Below are 19,181 nucleotides of genomic sequence, written 5' to 3'. Positions count from 1 at the left end.
TCGACTCGCCTCGCGCGTGGACGCCCTTGGTGAACCAAATCTTAGGGGCAGCGCGGTACTTTTCTGCATCTTTTTCCGATTCAGAGACCCGGCGCTCCCTATGGCATTGTTCGGCAATCCTTCCATTCGTTCTGTTCTCGGCGCCATCATCGGCGTCCTCGGCCTGTTCCTGGTCGGGCAGCTCGCAACCGGGCTGCTCGGTGCGGTTGAGCGCAACGGCGCGGCGCAGAAGGTCGAGCGCTATGCCGGCACTGACCAGCAGCTCTTCACGGCCCTGCTCGGTTTCCGGATCGAGCGCGGCACTTTCCTGTCGGCGCTGGTCGCGGAAGAGCCGGCCAATGCCGCTGCCGATGACCGGATCGCATCCAACCGGCAATCGTCTGAAACGGCCTACAAGAGCGTGCTCGAACGGCTCAACGGCGTGGCCGATTCCCGCCTTGCCGGGGTCATGGGCAAGTTCGTTGCGCTCCATGATGCGCTGATGCCGCTGCGAACCAAGGCCGAATCTCTGATCCACCAGCCCAAAGCTGCGCGCGACACCAAGGCAGCCGACGAATTCAGGAAGACGGCGCAGGACTATCTCGACGCCATCCTCGCGCTCACCATTGAGCTGGAGAATGCGCTCAAGCTCACCGACCCCGTGGTCGATCATCTCCTCGGCGTCAAGCAGTCGGCCTGGGCCGCGCGCAATTTCGGCGGCCTCATCGCGATCCGTCTCGAGGCAGCGGGTGCCGCTGCAAAGCCCTGGACCGCCGCCGACATCGTCGGGGCGGCTGAGGATGCCGGCCGCGCCAAGCAGGCCTGGAGCCAGGTGCGGGATACCGCCAGCCGCACTGACGCCCCCGCAAGCCTCACTGACGTGATCGCGCGATCGAAGGCGGGCGATGCGGTTGCCATGGTCGAGCGCCAGCAGGGCCTCATCAAGGCGCTGAGCAACAACCAGACCATCGACATCAAGGGCGTCGAGCTTGCCAAGCTCAACACCGCCATTCTCAATTTCTATGTCGAGGCCGGTCAGGCGGCGCTGGCCGAAATGGTCGCCCGTGCCGGACAGCAGAAGACGGCTGCGATATGGAGCCTCGTCTTCAACGGCGCGATGATGCTGGTCGCGCTCGCCATCACGGTGTTCGGCTTCATCCTGGTTCAAAGCCGCGTCAGCACGCCGATCCGGAAGCTGACGCAGGCGATGCGCAAGCTCGCCGAGCGCGACTATGCGATCGAGCTCGCAGGCATCGAGCGCGGCGATGAGATCGGCGAAATGTCGCGCGCCGTGTCGGTGTTCAAGGAGAACATGATCGCGGGCGACCGCCTCGGCGAGGAAAAGGCCGCCGAGCAGGCCAAGAAGGAGCGTCGCCAGTTTACCATCGACGGGCTGATCGAGCAGTTCGAAAAGACTGTCACGGAATCGCTGCACACACTGGCCTCGGCCTCGGGCGAGCTGAATGCCACGGCGCAGTCGATGTCCTCGACCGCCGAGCAGGGCTCGTCCCAGGCGGCCTCGGTCGCGACCCTGTCGGGCGATGCCTCCTCCAACGTGCAGACGGTGGCTGCGGCGACGGAAGAGCTGTCGGCTTCGATCAGCGAGATCAGCCGCCAGGTCGCGGAATCCTCCAGCATAGCCGGCGCCGCTGCCAGCGAAGCCGATCGCACCAACACCGAGGTGCAGGCGCTGGCCGATGCCGCCCAACGCATCGGCGATGTCGTCGCGCTGATCACGGGCATTGCCGAGCAGACCAATTTGCTGGCGCTCAACGCCACCATCGAGGCCGCGCGCGCCGGCGAAGCCGGTCGCGGCTTTGCGGTGGTCGCATCGGAAGTGAAGAACCTCGCCACGCAGACCGCGAAGGCGACGGAGGAAATCACCGGCCAGGTCGCCGCGATCCAGGGCGCCACCAAATTGTCGGTGACGGCGATCCAGTCGATCGGCACCACCATCCAGCGCGTCAACGAGATCGCAGCCGCGATCGCGGCGGCTGTCGAGGAGCAGGGCGCCGCGACGCGCGAGATCGCGCGCAACGTGCAGCAGGCCTCGCAAGGCACCAACGACGTCTCGCGGCATATCTCGGGCGTCTCGCAGGCGGCCGGGCAGACCGGCGCCGCCGCCGGCGAAGTGCTCGATTCCGCCAAGATGCTGGCGCGCCTGTCTGATGATCTCAAGCGCGACGTCGACCGCTTTGTCGGCGATCTCCGGGCGGCGTAGGACGCTTCGTCCACGCTCGCCGTGCCCAAGCTCAGCCGCGGTTAACCACCGTTAACGGTTCCCGCGCTGAGGCCAAATCGCTTTGAAGTTTCTTAAATTTTGCTGGGTACCTCTCCCTGACAACTGATCCGGGGAAAGTAATGGGTAAGCGGGCCAAACGTGGAAAAGCGGAGACGCTCGCACTACCAAAGGCCGCGAGAGTTGCAATTGGCGCCGTAGCCGTCGCCATCGTGGGCTACAGTTTGCTGTCTCGCCCGGCGGGTGTGCAATCGCAACAGAAGCCGTCGCCGCACCAGGCCCAGGCGTCGTCGTCTCCGGTTTACGTGGCAACACCAGCTCATGTCTCGGTGCCAGCTCCGGCGCCGATTCCAGCTCCAGCCCCGGCGCCACTGGTCGAGCCACCAAAAGCCGCTGAGGGTCCCGGAGCCTTTGTTCGGCAGGTGGTTGACTACGCCAGCCACCAGACGCCGGGCACTGTGATCGTCGATACCAAGAACACATTCCTCTATTTCGTCCTGAACGACACGCAGGCGCTGCGCTACGGCATCGGTGTTGGCCGTGAAGGCTTCACATGGTCCGGCGAACAGACGGTGGCCCGCAAGACGGAATGGCCGGATTGGCGTCCACCTACGGAGATGCTTGTGCGCCAGCCTTATCTGCCGCGGTTCATGGCAGGCGGTCCCGGCAACCCGCTTGGCGCTCGGGCGATGTATCTCGGCGAGACCGAATTCAGGATCCACGGCACCAACAAGCCCGATACGATCGGCAAGCGGGTCTCGTCCGGCTGTATCCGGTTGACCAATGATGACGTCGTGGACCTCTACGAGCGGGTGAAAGTCGGAGCGAAAGTGATCGTGCTTCCGGCAACCGCTGCCCAGATGCAATCATCCGGACCGAAGATCGCCGAGGTCCAGTAGTACGCGGCACGTCACTGCATCATCGCAGCCGCGATCTTCTCCGCCGACATCAGCACCGGGAAATTGGTGTTGGCGCACGGCACCACCGGGAAGATCGAGGCGTCGACGACGCGCAGGCCCTGAATGCCCTTGACCCGGCCTTGCGTGTCGACGACGGCCATCGGATCGTCGGCCCGGCCCATCCGGCATGAGCAGGAGGCGTGCCACACGCCGATGGTGGCCTTGCGCACGAAAGCTTCCAGCGCCTCGTCATTGTTGATCACGTCATCGAAGGTAAAGCCCTCGACCACGAAATTGTCGATCAGATAGTGGCGCAGCGCCGCCGGCCCATCCATCATGGTCGCGGCGATCCTGGTCAGGATCTTGTTCTGGGTGTTGACCACGCCGATCTTGCGCACCTTGTCGGTATAGGCGGCCGGGAACGGCTTGTCCGTCACCTTCTTTACGATATCGCTCATCTGAATGGCGGCCATCTTGCGGAAGCCGCTCATCAGGCGGTCGAGGTCACGCCGGTCGGACAAGAGATTGAACTCGACGATCGGCTCAGCCGTGGGCTCGCGCGAGGCGAGCTTCACCTGCCCCGTCTCGGAATAGGTCTTGTTGACGAAGGTGAGCAGCGAGCCGATCTGCGCGCCGACCGCGTGCCAGGCCGATTTGGAGAGCACGACGACGAACATGTCGCCCTTCGGCACGCCTTCAAGTCCTGACGAGTAACGCAGGCCAAGCTGCATATGCCGCCTTGTATGCTCGTTCATGCGCGCGCCGCGGCGGACAAAGGACGACAGAGAGATCGAGGGATGGTCCATCAGGCGCTGGCCGACGCCGGCGAGCCCCATCAGCACCGGAATGCCCATGTCCTTGAGGTGGCCGACCGGACCGATGCCGGCGCGCAAGAGATGCGCCGGCGAATGGATCGCGCCGGAAGAGAGGATGATCTCGCGTCCCCGGAATTCCTGCTCGCGTCCGTCGATCACTGCTTTCACGCCGACGCATTGCGTGCCTTCGAAGATCAGCTCTCTCACCTGCGTGTTGGTGGAGATCGTGAGATTGGTGCGCTTGCGGGTGTCGCGATCGAGATAGCCCATCGCGGCCGAGACGCGCTGCTCGGCCTGGTTGGAATGCGTCACCGCAAAATAGCCGTCGACGAACTCGCCGTTCTGGTCGGCCACGTAGGGATGGCCGGCTTGATCGAAGGCGTCGGCGAACGCCTGCGAATGCTTCGTCCAGTGCTCGCGTGGAATGCGGCGCACCGGAATCCTTCCGTCCTTGCCGTGATAGGGTCCGTCGAAATCGAGATCGCGCTCCACCTTCTTGAAGAAGGGCAGCACGTCGTCCCACGCCCACCCTTCCGCGCCACGCGCCTGCCACTCGTCATAATCGGTCGGCGCGCCGCGATTGGCCATCTGGCCGTTGATGGACGAGCCGCCGCCAAGCACGCGCGCCTGCTCGTATTTGCGCAAAGGCGGACGCGCTTCGTTCGGATTGTTGTGGCTGACGACCTCGGTCGTGACCTTGAGCTCGGTCCAGTGAAAGCGCGGATCGAAATAGGCCGTGCCCGGATAGCTGTCCCTGATTTCGGCGGGCTCGTTGCCGGGTGGTGTGTCCTGCCCGGCTTCGCACAGCAGGACCTTGTTGGCGCTCCTGGCGGAGAGCCGGTGGGCCAGCACGGACCCTGCCGAGCCGCCGCCCACGATAATGTAGTCGTACACGATTGGCGTTTCCTCTTGTTCTTGCCCCAAGAGGGTAACGCGGAAATATCGCGAGGTCACGCCCCGCCCACGCAGGCGGTGGGTTGCGTCAAGACGCTATTGCAAAACCTTACTGCAGGACCTTGGGCATCACGACGACGACATCGACCTGCTTGTTCAGCACCCGCGAGGCGACGGCGGCGATGAGCGGCGAATAGCTGTCCTCGATGTCGGAGGCGACGTCCTCGTTCCTGGCGAAGGCGTAGAGCATCGTGCCCTCGATTTCATCGAAGCGAATACCCGCGAAGACGTGATCGAACGTCTCGGCGCCGACGATACCGGCCATGAGCGCCTGAATGGCGTGGTCCTGAATGCGTGTGAGCTTCATCATGCCGATGAGATATGGGACCTCCGTGCAAATGCAAGGCGCGGAGGAAAAACTCTCAGGCCGCAGCCGCCTGCTTCGACAACAGCTGCTTCAGTTTTGCCGCCGGCACGGCGGGGCTGAACAGCCAGCCCTGCATCTGGCTGCAGCCGAGCTGGCGCAGCACCTCGCGCTGGGCTTCGGTCTCGACGCCTTCGGCGGTCGTTGCCATGTGGCGGGCGGCGGCCATGTGCACCACGGCCTGCACGATCGGCGAGGAATCCTCAGGTTCGCCGATATCGCTGATGAAGCTGCGGTCGATCTTGATCTTGTCGAAGGGGAAGCGGTGCAGATAGCTCAGCGACGAATAGCCGGTGCCGAAATCGTCGAGCGCGATGCGCACGCCGAGCTCGCGCAGCTGCTGCAGGATGGTCAGCGCCTCCTCGTCGTCGCGGATCAGCACGGTCTCGGTGATCTCGAGCTCGAGCCGTCCCGGCGCCAGGCCCGACTCGGCGAGCGCAGCCGCAACCTTCAGCGCCAGCGTCTTGGAGCGGAACTGCACCGGCGAGACGTTGACCGCGATGTGGATGTCGCCGGGCCAGCTTGCCGCCTCAAGACAGGCTTGCCTCAAGACCCATTCGCCGATCTCGCCGATCATGCCGGTGTCCTCGGCGACCGGGATGAAGTCCGCAGGCGAGACCATGCCGCGCTCCGGATGGCGCCAGCGGAGCAGCGCCTCGCAGCCGGTGACGACATTGGCGGAGAGATCGACCAGCGGCTGGTAATGCACCTCGAACTCGCGGCGGGCCAGCGCCTGGCGCAAATCGAGCTCGAGCTGGCGGCGCTGCCGCGCCTTGGCGTCGTATTCGCCCACGAAGATGCGGAAGGTGCCGCGTCCCTCTGACTTCGCCGCATACATTGCGAGATCTGCGCGCTTGAGCAGGTCGTCGATGACGTCGCCGTGGTCGGGCGCGATCGCGATGCCGATGCTGGCGTCGGACGCTATCTCCTGGCCCTTGCAATCGACCGGCATGCGCAGCGATGCCAGGATCTGTTCGGCCAGCATCGCCAGCTCCGCCTGGTCGCAGGTCCCGGCCTTGATGATAGCAAATTCGTCGCCGCCGAGACGTGCCACCAGATCGTTGCCGCTGACGCAGGCGCGCAGGCGGTTCGCGACCTGACGCAGCAATTCGTCGCCGACCTCGTGGCCCAGTGAATCGTTGACGCCCTTGAACTCGTCGACGTCGATATAGAGGATTGCAAACGGCTTGCCTTGGGCAAGCTCCGCCACGCGGCGCTCGAGATGACCGCGCATTAGCACGCGGTTGGGAAGGTCGGTCAGCGCATCGTAATGCGCCATATGCGCGATGCGCTCGTCGGCGCGGATGCGCTCGGTGACGTCGTCATGGGTGGCGAGCCAGCCGCCGGCCGCGCTGGGCTGGTTCTTGATTTCGATCAGGCGGCCATCGGAGGTCTCGACGATGCGGCTCTGCGTCAGTCCGACCTGGCTCAGGATCCTGTCGCAATAGGCGTCGACGTCCCCGTCGAACGAGCCGGTGTCGGCGCGATGCTGGATCACGTCGCGGAAATTGACGCCGGGCTTCACCACCGCGGTCGAGAGCCCGTACATGTCGATGTAGCGGCGGTTGCAGACGATGAGCCGCTCGTCCTGGTCGAACATCAAGAGGCCCTGCGTCATCGTGTTCATGGCGGTGTCGAGCCGCTGCTTCTCCAGCGAGACTCGGTTGGTCACCTGGCGGAAGATCAGGAACAGGGTGAGCACGAGCAAGCCGATCGACAGCACGGCGACGGTGACGAAGAACTTAGTTTGTGTGCGCCAGGTGGCGAGCGCTGCATCCAGCGACCTGGTGGCGATGATCACGAGCGGCTCGCCGGTCAGCAGGCGGGAGGCCACAATGCGGTCCTTGCCGTCGATCGGGCTGGTGAGCTTCGTCGAGACGGAGGTGCGATCGAACACGGCCTTCTGCTCCGCCGAGCCGATGCGATAATTTTGCCCGATCATCGCGTCGACATGCGGAATGCGCGCGAAGAGCTGGCCGCTCTGGTGGTACATCGCGACCGAGGAATCCTCGCCGAGCCCGGTTGAGGCGAAGAAGGATTCGATCTGCTCCGGCGCGATCGCGCGCGTGACGATGCCGAGGAATTCACCGTGCGGACCTGACACGCGTCGCGCCAGCACGATCGCCGGACCCTTGCCCAACCGGCCGGGCACGACCTCGACCTCTTCCTGGGCGATCGCATCGTTCTTGAGCCTGATAAAATAGTTGCGATCGGACACCGAAATATCGGCGACGGGCCAGCGTTTCGACGAGTTGATCAGCCGCCCTTCGGCATCGAACACATTGGCGCCGGCAATGTCGGACCAGCCGCTCGCCTTGGCGCGCAGCACCTCATGCATGGCGAGCGTCGCCATCTCGCTGCGGAACAGTTCGGGGGAAGCGATGCCGTGGCTTTCGAGTTCCGCGATGATGCTCTTCTGGAGGACCGCGAAATCCGCGAACTCGCGATCGAAATGACGGGCCAGCAGGCGGACGGAGCTTTCAAGGCTGTCGCGACCACTCTCGATGGCGTTCTGCCGGAAGCGGTCGACGGTGAGCCCGGTGCCGATGGCGGTCGCGGCCATGAGCACGAAGCCGCCGACGATCAACCACGTCAGCGGCGCGCCGCGCCACTGGCGAAGCAGCACGCGCAATCGCGCGGTCCATCGGATTGATGCGCCCATCCTGCCCTCCCCTGGGATGCAGAATGCGCCAAAAACGCCAAGACCCCGTTACCATTGTGGGTTAGCGAAGTGTGAACTGGAACAAAATCAGGGGGTTGGCACGGCTATTGGGAACTCCAAAACGCGGGGCGGTTCTGGAGCTGCTTATCACTCCCGCTTCACTTCCCATTTCAGCGCTTCCGCATTCTCCTTGGCGAACATCGGCGGCACGTCGAATTTGCCGGTCTTCAGGTCATAGCGGCATTGCCAGCCGCCCAGTCCCTTCATGACGGTGTTTTTCGGATGCTTGTCGTATTGGCCGGCGAGGCTGATCACGAGATAGCGGTTGTTGGGCCAATCCACGCCGAGCCAGTGATAGGCCTCTTCGGTCCCCTTCAACAGATTGGCCGAGATGTGGAAGTCGAGCTTGGCAAACGTCTTCGTCTCCGGCCGGCCGTAGAAATAGGCCCAGGCGAGATCGCTGAGCGATTTTGTCCTGGTCGCACTGACAAAGGTGCCGTTCTCGGCATGATAGAGAAACAGGTCCTGCTCGCCTGAACCGGTCTTCTGCATCCGCACCAGCCATTGCGAATCTGCGGTGAAGCGGAAGCCGGCGCCATAGCCCTGCTCCGGCTTCAGCTCGGTCATCTGATCGCCGCGACGGGCCCAGACCTGCCATTTGACGTCAAAAGTGCCGGGGTCCTTGGTGTACTGCTCGAGCTTGGTGGCGCCGTCGGGCGAGGTGAAGGCGAGGTCGGCATCGTCGGTGAGAACGAACCCCGGCGGCGGGCCGGAGGCGGCAGCCGCGGGAGCTGCGGCGAGTGTCAGGACAAGCGCCAGCCATGGCGCGGCGCGGCAAAATGCGGTCATGGTGAAATTCCCAGGAAAATGGTCGTTAAAAAATGGGCTTGATGCGGCCTCGCTGGTTTGACGCGGACAGGGCCGGCGCGGTTCATCCCTTCGAACGTCTTGCTGCCGCAGCCAAAACGGCGCAATTTGCCGGGGCTGATTTGCGACCCAGAGATTTTTGATCAAGGTTTGAGGACTGATGATCACCGCATCCAAGGCCTTCATTGCGTTCTGTCTGCTTGCCGTGGGCGGCACCGTGCTGGTGATCGGCCCGACCGAGCTGCGCCACATGCTGCCGGGTGGGACGAAGACCGAAATGGCCGCGGTCGCAAAGCCCGAGAGCAAGCCCGAGGTGAAAATCCAGCCCAAGGTCGAACCCAAGGCCGAGGCCAAGGTCGAACCAAAGGTTGAGGCCAAGACCGCATCCAAGATCGAACCCAAACCACAACCGAAGGCCGAAGTGCCGAAGCTCGCCACGGTTGCCCCCGCGCCGTCCGCCTCGCCGGCGACGACCGAGGCGCCGAAGGCGGGCGCGCTGGCCGAGACCCAGAAGCAGATCGCCGCGCTGGCGGATGTCGCTCCGGCCAAGCCGCAGCCGCCTGTTGCAGACACCGGCCCCCGCTTCGATGTCGCCCGTGTCGACGATCATGGCGAGGCCGCGGTGATCGCGGGCCAGGCTGCACCGGGCGCCAAGGTCGAGCTGCTGCGCGACGGCCAACCGCTCGACAGCGTGGTGGCCGATGCGTCGGGCCAGTTCGTGATGACGCCGCCAAAGCTTCCCGCCGGCAACTATGAGCTGGCGCTGCGCGCCAAGGCACCCGACGGCAGCGTCACGCAATCCAGCCGCACCATGCCGGTGACGATTGCTGAAGCCGCACCGCCGCCTGCGCGTGTCGCTGTGGCCGCGAAGCCCGAGGCAAAGCCGCAAGAAGCAAAACCTGATGACAAGCCGGAGGTTGTCGCCTCGCTTCCGGCGCCGCGTCTGGCCTCGACGCCGGAACGGTCCGCGGCTCGGCCGCGGATGATGGGTCCGTCCAAACCCAAGTCCATGGCGAGGGTGCCTGCGACATCTGCGATTGTCGCAGCGGCCTCGCCCGCAGAGGTGCTCAACACGGCACCGGCGGAGGCCAGCGGCAGCCGGGTGATTTCCAAGGGTGACAGCCTCTGGGCCCTGAGTCGTCTGGCCTATGGCGACGGCGCCCGCTACGCGGTGATCTTCAATGCCAACCGCGAAAAGATCCGCAATCCGAATCTGATCTATCCCGGCCAGACCGTATTGGTGCCGCAAAAGGCGCAGTGAGGCGTCGTCATTCCGGGGCGTCGCGAAGCGACGAACCCGGAATCCATTGTCCTACCGTCACCGTCGCTCGATGGATTCCGGGTTCGCGCCGAGGGGCGCGCCCCGGAATGACGAGCGATTGGGCTCGCCGCCACTGCCGCCCTTCGATCCGCGACGCTTTGGCCCGTCTCGCCCCGGAACATTTGGTTCCCCGGCGCGTCTTCTCCCTAAGACGAGATGCGTGTTTGAGAGGACAACGCAGTGGTCAGCTCAGTGGTCAGGTCGAGATCACACTTGCGACTGGCGCTGGTCGGCGCGGTCCTTGCGATTGTGACAGTGCTGCTGCCTGATACAGCCAATGCGCAATTCGGATTGCGCGGCGGCCCGCTCGGCGTTGCCCGCTTTGCCGTCGGCCATGTCATCGGCCTGTCGCGGCTGCGCCATTCGCGCATGGCGGTGCGCGGTAGCCGCTATCGGTCCGCTGCCATGAGCGCTCAGGATCCGAGGGGCGGTGAACGCGGCCGGCCCGCCAACCCTTACGTCTTGCGCGCCGCGCTCACGGCGCAGGCTGCGCTATCGGGCTGGCACGGCGGCCGCCGCCCGCAAGGCTGGTGGCGTCATCCTGATGGCAGCTATGGCTGGATCGGTCCGGTGTTCTGGCCGTTCGCGCATGACGATCTCACCACCGCAATCGTCTTCGGCGACACGACCAGTCTCTCGCTCTATGGCTATGGCGATATCTATGCCGCGATCTTCGCGCCCTATGCGGCGCCCGAGCTCGCGGCCTACACCGCGCCGCAAGGCCGCCGCGCGCGACGAGTCCCGACCGTCGAGGCCGTCTGCGACAGCAGCGACACCGGTGGCTTGCCTGTCGATCGCATCGCGAGCGCCGTGCAGCCGAACGAGATGCAGCGCACCGCGCTCGACGAACTCGCCGTCGCCTGGACTGCAGCGCGCGACACCATCCGCACCTCGTGCCCGGCGCAGGCGCCGATGACTGCCGCGGAACGCCTCGGCGTGATGCAGGCGCGGCTGGATGCGATGATCAAGGCCACGGATGCGCTGGCAGCGCCGCTGGATAAATTCGTTGGCCTCCTCGATGACGGCCAGAAAGCAAAGCTCGAATCCCTCGCGAACGAGCGCCGCGCCGCGCTTGCAGCCGCCCAGCACAAGGATGCGCAGGCGGCCCAGGCGCCGCAGGCATCCAAAGCCTGCGATCCGAACTACGATCCCCGCTATGATGTGCAGGCCCAGCACCAGTACGAACAGCTCGTGCAGCAGCAATGGCCCGCCGCCGACATCGTGTCCACGCTGAAGCTCGACGACACCGGCAGCGCCCGGCTCGACGTGCTCCAGGACACCACGCTGCGCACGCTGGAAACGCTAAGCTCTTGCCCGATGAAGGCGGAAGCGACACCGCAAGCTCGCCTCGCCGCCGTGAAGCTGCGGCTGCAGACGATGCAGCAGGCGGTGGGCGGCGTCAGCGATGCGGTCGACGATTTCGAAGCGGATCTCAGCGATGAGCAGAAGGCAGCCTTCGAGGCGATGGGGCCGAAGCGGGCGATGTGAGCGTTACTTGGCAGGGCCGTAACCTCTTGAAGCGAAAGGGTAACCGCCCTATGATATACATCTATTCTTGTATATCATGGAGGTTTCATGCTTGTTTCCAAATGGGGAAATAGCTTGGCGGTCCGCCTGCCCAAGGCTCTCGTTGAAGAACTGAAGCTTTCTCCCGGCGACGAACTCAATGTGGTGGAGGCCTCGAAGGGCCAACTCGTAGTCGAGAAGATCGACAAGCGAGCGGAGTTTCTTAGACAGGTGGAGCAGTTTCGTTTTCCTCTGCCGGAAGGCTACAAGTTCGACCGCGATGAGGCGAACGAGCGGTGAGCGCGTTCTTTGATAGCAATATCCTGATCTACGCTTTTTCGAGCGATGCAAGGCGGCAGCGGGCGCTCACCACGATCGCTGGGGGCGGCGCGATCAGCGCGCAAGTGCTGAACGAATTCACCAATGTGCTGCGCAAGAAGCAGAAGCAAGAATGGCCGGTCATCGAAGCCGCGGTGCAGTCCCTTCGCTTCCGCTTCCCTGACATCGTGCCGCTGACATCAGAGACGCACGCTGCCGCGATTGAGCTCGCTCGCGATCACACACTTGCCTTCTACGACGCCCTGATCATCGCCGCGGCGATCGAGGCCGGCTGTGACACGCTCTACAGCGAAGACCTGCAACATGGCCGCAACATCGGCGGGCTCACCATCGTCAATCCGTTTCTCGGTGGTGGAACGGGGCAGCCGTAACCTCACCCACACGCCCAGTCGAACTTCATATCCCTGAAATCGAGCTGCGCATTGCCGCCACCAAAATTGTAGCCGCCGAAATATTCCTCGAACTCGATGTAGAACGGGCTCATCTCGGGCACGGCCTGGCAGGGCCGCATGGTGCCGCCGAGATGGTTCGGCGCGTGATCCTTGCCCCAATCGTGCAGGCGGAAATTGTCGCGGCTCGCGACGCCGTCGACATAGTAATAATAGGGCTGATATCCGGTCGGCGGCCCTCGCTTCACATGCGTATCCTGCGGGCCCTTGCCGGCGTTGGGATCCTCAGCGCGGGCCGTCAGCGCGATGGCGCGGTTCTCGGCGAGATCGGCGCGCGGCGTCGTCGGCAGCAGCTTCTTCGCGTAGCCGCGCGCCGATTCGTGGAAGGCGCTGGCGCCGCCGACATCGAGCCAGCGCGGCCGCTCCGCCGTCGCAAGTGCGAGCGGCGCCGGCGGGGTTGCGAATGCGCCGTCATATTCGGCTTTGGTCAGAAGGATCGCGGCATATTCGTAATCGAGGATGTCGGTCATGCGCGACAGGCGCGGATGTGAGGCGCGTGCCGCCACCGCCTCGCGGATTTCAGGATCGTCAGGCGCGCCGCCGTCATTGTGGTCGGGCGCTGTCGCGAAGAACGACACCGCGACGATGTCCTCGCCATGCACGCGATAATCGTCCGGCAGCAGAAGCGTAAAGCCGTGCATCAGCGGATAGCCGGTGACGGGATCGAGTGGCCATTGCTCGCTCTCAATGCCCGGCGGCAGGCCGAAGACCCAGCCATGGTCGCGTGCGCGATCGGCGGAACGGTCCTGCATCTGCAGATCATAGGCGCGCGAAGGCAAGGCAAACACCACAGGCCGTCTCCCATCCGAACTCCGCTTCGTCGTTGAAGCCTGGGTTAGTCGCGGTGAGCCGCGATGTGGTTCGTGAGAGAGGCAGATCGCAACAGCATGGTCATCGCGGGATCGGTTGACCCGACGGACACACATCAGCGCGTGGGGAGATCAGGCGCAAACGCCCGATGATGCCATTATGCCAGTGTTTTGCCCGACGCGTCAAAGGGAAATTCGTGAAATCCGTAGTCGCATCGAAAATTCGCTGTATCGCCCGAGCCCTACCTACTGTGCATGGGGTTGTTTTCGACTTCCGTGGCGATGATTACCCTCGGCGACGTGCCGCTGTCGCGTCGACGACGTTGTCGACCTCATCACGCCACGACAAGATCTCCATCGCCAGCACGGGATGATTGAACCCCTTGAGCTGGAGATCGTCGAGGGCGCGCGCCTCGACCCATTGCTCGACCATGCCGTAGACGCGGCGGCTGACCACGATCTGGTTGGGTTTGGCTTCGGCGCAGAGGCGGGAGGCGAGGTTGGTGACGCTGCCGATCGCGGCATATTCCAGCCGCTGCTCGAAGCCGACCTGGCCGAGCGTGGCATAGCCGAGCGCGATGCCGATGCCGAAGCCGAGGCTATGCCCGCGGTTGCGCCAGCGCTCGGTCAAAGGGCCGATCGTGTCGCGCATCTCCACCGCCATCTTCACGGCGCGCTGCGTGTGGTCCTCGAACTGGATCGGCGCGTTGAACAGGATCATCACGCCGTCTCCGGCATATTTGTCCAGCGTGCCTTCGTACTTGAAGATCAGCTTGCCGAGCGCGGCGTGATATTCGCGCAGCACGTTCATCGCCTCTTCCGGCTCGGTCGCTTCCGTGAAGGCGGTGAAGCCGCGCAAATCGCAGAACACCACCGTGACCTCGCGGCGCTGGCTGGTGAGGAGCCCCTCCGGGCTGTCGGAGGAGGCGATCAGCTGCGCCACCTGCGGCGCCAGGAAGCGCTCGAGCTTGCGGATGCGCTCGATCTCGCCGAGCTGGGTCGCGACACGCTCTTCCAGCGACTTGTTCCAGTTCTTCAGCTGCTCGGTCTGCTCGCGCAGCTTGTCGGCCTGGGCGCGCACGGTCTCGTTTGCCGTCTCCAGCGCGTGGCTCTTATGGTCCACTTCGGTGAACAGGCGCGCATTGCGCATCGCCAGCACCGCCTGGTTGGCGAAGGTGCGCATCAGGCCGGTGAGGCTGCCTTCGAATTCGCCGCTGGCGCGGCGTAGAACGACGAGCGCGCCGAGAGTGCCCTGCTGATCGACCAGCGGCACCACCAGCACCGAATGGAAGCCGGCGGCGACCGCGACGTCGCGCAGCGGCTGCTCGGCGGCATCGTCGAGATCGGCGATCGCGATCGGCTCACCGCTTTTGGCGGCATCGCTCAAAATGTTCGCGCCTTCGTCGATGCTGACATGGTCGCCCCCGGCCGATTTGTCGATGCCGTCAGCCTCGACCAGGTTGAAGCGGCGCAGCTCGGCCTCATAGCCGTAGATCAGCACCGCATCGGCATGGCTGATCTCCAGCGCCCGGGCGGCGATGGTCGGCAGCACGGCGTTGAGGTCGAGCGAGGACGAGACCGCGCGGCCGACCTCTTCCAGCACCTTCAGCTCGTTGATCGACTGCGCGAGGTCGCGGGTGCGCGCCTCGACCTTGGTCTCGAGATCCGTATAGGTCTCCTGGAGCTGGCCGGCCATGCGGTTGAACTGGCCGGCGAGATCTTCCAGCTCGTCCGACGTATGCACGTCGATGCGGTGGCTGAAGTCGCCCTCGCCGAGCTTGTGCGCGCCGTCGCGCAGCGCGGTGATCGGGATGATCATGCGACGCGCCAGCAGCGTGCCGGCGAGGATCGCGACCAGCAGCCCCATGCCGATCAAAAGCGCGATGCGCACGAGCTGGTCGCGGATCGGCATCAAGGCCTGCGTGGTCGGTTGCTCGAACAAAACCGTCCAGCCGAGCTTGGGTACCGTGCTCGCGGCTGTCAGCACAGAATGGCCGTTGAAGTCGGTGCCCGACGTGTCGGGCTCGCGGCCGGGCGCGATGGCCGCTGCGACCTGCGGCAGCTTCGACACGTCCGTGCCGACATCGGGCCCCTTCGACGATGTCGCCAGCACGCGGCCGTGCGGATCGACAACATAGGCGAAAGCCGCCTTGCCGACCTGGTTGTCCGACAGGTAGTCGGAGAGGAAGCTGAGATCGACCTCGGCCACGGTGACGCCGGCATTGAAGCCGGAATGCGCCACCGAGATCGACATCACCGGTCTCTCATCGACGAAGCTGGCCGGCGAGTAGCTCACCCCGCGCGCCACCGTGTCGGTGAAACGCATGTCGCGGGAGAGGTCGGCATTGCCGCCGGTCGTGGTCGACTGCCGCGAGACGCGCAGCACCTCGCGGCCCTCGCCGTTGAGCTGGTAGAGCTGGGTGACGACCGCGACCTGATGCAGCAGCTGGGCATAGCCGGTGCGGCGCTTTTCGAGCGTGTCCTGGCTGGCCGCCGTGACCCAGCTGATCTGGCGCTCCAGCTCGGAGATCGACTGCTCCATGCGCCGGGCGACGGCCTGCGCCTTGTCCTCGAGCCCGCCTGTCAGCTGTGTCCTGGTGGCGCGATAGGAGATCCAGGTCTCCATCGCGCCGTTGACCGCGAGCACGAACACGACGAGGCCGACGAGGGAGACGACATATTTGGCGAACAGGCCCTCGCGCAGAACCCAGGTCTTGTCTTTCGCTCCCGCCATCCCGATCCTCTCGCGCCGCGACCGACGCCGGCGCTAAGGGCCCTACGGCCCCCATGGCCCTTCTACCACAATTTGGGTGTTTGGACGGGTAGGGGGCGAGGAACGGGCTCGTGTGGTTACCCGTCGGGGAATGCCGGAACAACCGCCTGGGCGGTGAATTGTCGCAGCCGGCAGGCTCCCTCCTCCGTTCGGATGAAGAAGCGGGCGGGGCGGCGGTGTATGGCTGCGCGCGGAGTTCGACGCCTTGGTCCGCTAATCACCGATTGAACAGCTGCCGCATCACGTCGTTCATCGGCTGGCTGTCCTGCTGCGCCTGAGGCGGATCCTGGGTCGGAGGGGCGGGCGAAGCCTGCGGTGCTGGTGTGGTCGGGCTGCCCGGCAGGCTGCGGCTTCGGCCGGTGCCGCTTCCGGCGCCACTCGAGAGTCCCTGCTGGATCAGATTGCCGATCGCCTCGCCCAGCTGGCCGCCGAGCAGATTGTTCTGACCCTGCCCTTGCCCCGGCTGCTGGACTTGCGGATTGGCATTGCTGGCCGCGCTGCCGCCGGCGCCCGGCACGGCGCCGCCGAGACCAAAGCTGTTCAGGATGTTGCCGAGCCCAGCGCCGTCGGGGCCGAACAGGCCCTTGCCCATCTCGCGCAGCTTGGCATAGGCCGCATCGGGATTATCGAGCACGCCGGCCATGTCTGGATAGATCTTCGGCTGCGACCATGCGCCCGTGATCATCACGGGAATGCCGAAGCCAACAGGTTCGGAGGTGCGGCCCTGGCCTTCCGTCGTCATCACCAACTTCGGCTCGACACGAAAGCCCATCATCTTGGTGTCGAGCGCGATGGTGCCGGCGCCGGTGACGCGCACCAGCGGGCCGATCAGGTTGAGATCGGTCGTCACCGCCTGGCCCTTGTCGATGCGGAAGGAGGCGGAGAGCTGCGACAGATCCGTGCTCTGCTCCTGGCCGGAGCTCTGGTTGTCCTGCCAGCCCGTCAGCGTGCCCGAGGTCAGAGAGCGGATCATCTGCGCGACATTGATGCCGCGGATGGCGCCGTCCTGGAAATTGACGAAGGCGGTGCCTTGCATGTTCGCCATCAGCGCGCGCTGGCTGGTGCCTGCGCTGCGCAGCGCGAGCTTGGCCTGCAGCTTGCCGTCGATCCGGTCGAATTCGGCGAGGCCCTGGAGCAGCGGCAGCGCGCGCACGCCGACCAAGTCGGAATGCATGGCAAAGCTCGGCGCGCCGCTAGTGGCATCGAGGATCACCTCGCCCGACACCTGGCCACCATAGGCGCCGAGATTGGCGGTGCCAGCCTTCAGGATGCCGCCAGCGAGCTTTGCATCGAGCGCCAGCGGCGCAAGACGGGCATCACCGATGACGGCTTCGTTGGCCGAGATCCTGACCTGCGCGTCGACATAGTTGAGCCCGGATACGTCGATCGGCGCATCGCTCCAGGGCTGCCCGGCCGCGCCATCGGGCGATTTCGCCAGTGGGATTGCGAGGCGCTGGAAATCGAGATCGAGCTTCACCAGCGGTTTGCTTGCGGTGTCGACCGAAGCCCAACCGTTGAAGGCGCCATCGCCGAGCGTGCCGTTGACGCTGTTGATCATCACGATTGCGCCGCTCAGCCGCAGCTCGGCGTGACCGGCCAGCTGCGACTTCAGCACATCGGGCATGTCGACGGCGAAATCCACCGGGACGGTCTGCCGCTCGATCGGGGGCGCCGGGGTGGTCGCCTTGATGTCGAACTTGGTCGGGTGTTCGCCAACGCGCGCGGTACCTGCGATATTGACCTTGCGGTCCTGGCCGGCGACGATGTCCGCGTTGATCGCGCTGATGCGGCCTTCGACGCGATCGCGTGCGCGCGAGAATGCGATTTCGCCATTGACGATCTTGACGCGGTTGATGGTTGCGCCGCCCGTGTCGAGCGCGAGCGGCTTTGGCGATGCATCCGTATTGGGCAGGCGCTCACGCAGCAGCGGCTGGTACAGCACGGGATGGCTGACGATGATTTCGCTGATCTCGGGATGACCCGACCACACGCTTGCGAGCGACATGTCGGCCTGCACGGTGTCGATCGTCACGCGTGCAATGCCGCTGCGGTCTTTGGGATCGGCAAGCGTGAGGTCGTTCAGCGTGACGTTCAGCGTCGGCCACAGGCTGATCTTCGTGGTTCCGTCGATCGACAGCCGATATCCGGTCGCCTGCTCGACCCGCGAGGCGATCGTCGCAGTCAAAAAGCCCGAGGGAACCCCGATCACCAGCAGGAGGACGATCACGATGATGATCGCGGCCACCGCCGCGCCGGCGAATTTCACTGCTCTCATGTCGACTTTCCAACCACGGACGGGCGGCGTCGCAACCGGCGGATGACCCGTCCTTTGCGCCTGAGTTTATCCCGGGACGGGAAGCCGCTCCAAGCGACTAAAAATAATCGGGAGGTGCTGCAAAGTTATGTGACTTATGACACACTTCTGCGGCGCGGTTTTACGCGATTCTGACGTTCATGCTTCCAAGCGATTTGCCCTGGCAATTGACGAGTAAATTCACAAGGACGTTGAAATGAGCAAGCAGGCCGAATTTGCGGTCATTCTGAAAATGAATGCCATGTTCGCCGATCTCGGCGTGGACGAACTCCAGCGTTTGTCCAACCTCTGCCACACCCAGCATCTGGCGAATGGTGAGGTGCTGTTCCAGAAGGGTGACCCGGGCGACGCCCTGTTCGGGGTGCGCCGCGGCCAGGTCCGCATCGAGACCGGCGCCTCCGACGGCAGTCGGCTGACGCTGAATTTCATGGGTCCGGGCGATCTGTTCGGCGAAGTCGCGGTGCTCGACGGCCAGAGCCGCACTGCGGATGCGACCGCGGGCGAGGTGAGCGAATTGTTCGTGCTGCGGCGCGAAGACTTCCTCGCCTTCCTCGAGCGCGAGCCGAAGGTCGCGATCAAGATCATCGCGCTATTGTGCCAGCGCATCCGCTGGCAGAGCGAGCGCATGGAAGAGTCGATGCTGCAGCCGTTGCCGGTGCGGCTGGCGCGGCGGCTCTGCGCGCTTGCCGCCGATTTCGGCTCCGAGGTGCACATCTCGCAGGAGCAACTCGGCGTCTTCGTCGGCGCCGCCCGCGAGAGCGTCAACCGCCAGCTTCAGGCCTGGCGCAAGGAAGCGATCCTGGATCTCCAGCGCGGGCGGATCCTGCTCAGGAACATGACCAAGCTGACGGCGATCGCGCGGAACGAGTAGGGGCGTAGCGACGCCGCTCC

The 19,181-nt window shown here is 64.7% G+C and carries 14 protein-coding genes; 7 read left to right on the top strand and 7 right to left on the bottom strand.

Annotated features, from left to right (window positions below; genetic code table 11):
• Nucleotides 1-100: 100 nt before the first annotated feature.
• Nucleotides 101-2,200, top strand: a complete 2,100-nt coding sequence (locus XI06_RS19420; RefSeq protein WP_237864333.1) for a methyl-accepting chemotaxis protein — start codon at nt 101-103, stop codon at nt 2,198-2,200.
• Between the two features lie 140 nt (nt 2,201-2,340).
• Nucleotides 2,341-3,117: a L,D-transpeptidase gene (locus XI06_RS19415; RefSeq protein ID WP_237864332.1), complete on the top strand. Its 777-nt coding sequence runs from the start codon at nt 2,341-2,343 to the stop codon at nt 3,115-3,117.
• A gap of 11 nt (nt 3,118-3,128) precedes the next feature.
• Here XI06_RS19415 and XI06_RS19410 read toward each other — a convergent pair whose 3' ends face one another.
• From XI06_RS19410 to XI06_RS19395, 4 genes are all read right to left on the bottom strand, one after another.
• Nucleotides 3,129-4,826 carry a GMC family oxidoreductase gene (locus tag XI06_RS19410; protein WP_237864331.1) on the bottom strand — a complete coding sequence of 566 codons (1,698 nt, stop codon included), beginning with the start codon at nt 4,824-4,826 and terminating at the stop codon, nt 3,129-3,131.
• Between the two features lie 109 nt (nt 4,827-4,935).
• Nucleotides 4,936-5,196: a hypothetical protein gene (locus XI06_RS19405; RefSeq protein ID WP_237864330.1), complete on the bottom strand. Its 261-nt coding sequence runs from the start codon at nt 5,194-5,196 to the stop codon at nt 4,936-4,938.
• Nucleotides 5,197-5,248: 52 nt separating this feature from the next.
• Nucleotides 5,249-7,912: a bifunctional diguanylate cyclase/phosphodiesterase gene (locus XI06_RS19400; protein ID WP_237864329.1), complete on the bottom strand. Its 2,664-nt coding sequence runs from the start codon at nt 7,910-7,912 to the stop codon at nt 5,249-5,251.
• A gap of 147 nt (nt 7,913-8,059) precedes the next feature.
• Nucleotides 8,060-8,761 carry a hypothetical protein gene (locus XI06_RS19395; protein WP_271606167.1) on the bottom strand — a complete coding sequence of 234 codons (702 nt, stop codon included), beginning with the start codon at nt 8,759-8,761 and terminating at the stop codon, nt 8,060-8,062.
• Nucleotides 8,762-8,939: 178 nt separating this feature from the next.
• Between XI06_RS19395 and XI06_RS19390 the strand changes: the two genes are divergently transcribed.
• The 4 genes from XI06_RS19390 to XI06_RS19375 all read left to right on the top strand — a co-directional run bounded on the left by XI06_RS19390 (nt 8,940) and on the right by XI06_RS19375 (nt 12,316).
• Nucleotides 8,940-10,040, top strand: a complete 1,101-nt coding sequence (locus XI06_RS19390; RefSeq protein WP_271606166.1) for a LysM peptidoglycan-binding domain-containing protein — start codon at nt 8,940-8,942, stop codon at nt 10,038-10,040.
• A gap of 279 nt (nt 10,041-10,319) precedes the next feature.
• On the top strand, nt 10,320-11,588 hold the full coding sequence (locus XI06_RS19385; RefSeq protein WP_442869461.1) for a Spy/CpxP family protein refolding chaperone: 1,269 nt from the start codon (nt 10,320-10,322) through the stop codon (nt 11,586-11,588).
• A gap of 87 nt (nt 11,589-11,675) precedes the next feature.
• The gene (locus tag XI06_RS19380) at nt 11,676-11,906 is read left to right on the top strand and encodes an AbrB/MazE/SpoVT family DNA-binding domain-containing protein (RefSeq protein WP_271606164.1); all 231 of its coding nucleotides are present in this window, start codon (nt 11,676-11,678) and stop codon (nt 11,904-11,906) included.
• Nucleotides 11,903-12,316 carry a PIN domain-containing protein gene (locus tag XI06_RS19375; protein ID WP_271606163.1) on the top strand — a complete coding sequence of 138 codons (414 nt, stop codon included), beginning with the start codon at nt 11,903-11,905 and terminating at the stop codon, nt 12,314-12,316. The genes XI06_RS19380 and XI06_RS19375 overlap by 4 nt, the downstream gene beginning before the upstream one ends.
• Before the next feature lie 2 nt (nt 12,317-12,318).
• Here the strand turns inward: XI06_RS19375 and XI06_RS19370 are convergent, their stop codons facing one another.
• The 3 genes from XI06_RS19370 to XI06_RS19360 form a co-directional block, all read right to left on the bottom strand.
• The gene (locus tag XI06_RS19370) at nt 12,319-13,185 is read right to left on the bottom strand and encodes a hypothetical protein (protein ID WP_271606162.1); all 867 of its coding nucleotides are present in this window, start codon (nt 13,183-13,185) and stop codon (nt 12,319-12,321) included.
• Between the two features lie 304 nt (nt 13,186-13,489).
• On the bottom strand, nt 13,490-15,937 hold the full coding sequence (locus tag XI06_RS19365) for an adenylate/guanylate cyclase domain-containing protein (RefSeq protein WP_271606161.1): 2,448 nt from the start codon (nt 15,935-15,937) through the stop codon (nt 13,490-13,492).
• Nucleotides 15,938-16,193: 256 nt separating this feature from the next.
• Nucleotides 16,194-18,251 (bottom strand): AsmA family protein, encoded by a 2,058-nt coding sequence (locus XI06_RS19360; RefSeq protein ID WP_271606160.1) that lies wholly within the window; start codon nt 18,249-18,251, stop codon nt 16,194-16,196.
• Between the two features lie 235 nt (nt 18,252-18,486).
• On the opposite strand from XI06_RS19360, the gene XI06_RS19355 reads away from it, so the two are divergent.
• Nucleotides 18,487-19,161: a Crp/Fnr family transcriptional regulator gene (locus tag XI06_RS19355; protein WP_237864322.1), complete on the top strand. Its 675-nt coding sequence runs from the start codon at nt 18,487-18,489 to the stop codon at nt 19,159-19,161.
• The last annotated feature ends 20 nt before the right edge of the window (nt 19,162-19,181 follow it).

This window comes from Bradyrhizobium sp. CCBAU 11434 (genome assembly GCF_028128895.1).
In the GTDB taxonomy this organism is placed as follows: domain Bacteria; phylum Pseudomonadota; class Alphaproteobacteria; order Rhizobiales; family Xanthobacteraceae; genus Bradyrhizobium; species Bradyrhizobium zhengyangense.
This window is presented reverse-complemented; position numbering and strand designations above follow the sequence as displayed.